Here is a 561-nt window from a genome sequence, read left to right as displayed (position 1 = left end):
CAAGTTGAAACAGCTGGGTTTTTCCGTGAAGAAACAGGAATCAGTGCTAAATTGCGACTGATGCACGCGCTCCCACCTGAGTTAGCCTAGAAAGCAATCGCGTATAGCGCTCTTGGTCATCAGTAGAACGCACTGCCAGGGAGATTGCTTTTTTAGCACCAACGACAATGGCTAACTTTTTGGCACGGGTCAACCCAGTGTAAAACAGGTTACGCGACAACATCATGTAATGTTGCATATAGATTGGCAGAATCACCACCGGATATTCTGACCCCTGACTTTTATGCACGGTAACGCTCCAGGCGAGGGCAATTTCATTCAAGTCTGCATAATCGTAGATGACAGTACGCTCACCATATTGCACCACAACCTCTTGCTCAACGGGATCAATGCTTTGAATAATCCCCAAGTCACCATTGAAGACTTCGCGGTTGTAGTCATTGGTCAACTGGATAATGCGATCACCCTCTCGCAATAAATTCCCACCTCTGGTAATTTCCACCTTATTTGGGCTGGGCGGATTAATCAACTGCTGCAATACAGTGTTTAGATTACGTGTAC

1 protein-coding gene is annotated in these 561 nt (G+C 46.2%); it reads right to left on the bottom strand.

Going from position 1 to position 561, the window contains the following annotated elements; genetic code table 11:
* Nucleotides 1–46: 46 nt before the first annotated feature.
* A partial coding sequence (locus tag HCR01_RS38225; protein ID WP_193201053.1) for an ATP-dependent DNA helicase occupies nt 47–561 on the bottom strand: 515 nt, incomplete at its 5' end.

The organism is Nostoc sp. MG11, from assembly GCF_014904695.1.
In the GTDB taxonomy this organism is placed as follows: domain Bacteria; phylum Cyanobacteriota; class Cyanobacteriia; order Cyanobacteriales; family Nostocaceae; genus Komarekiella.
This window is presented reverse-complemented; position numbering and strand designations above follow the sequence as displayed.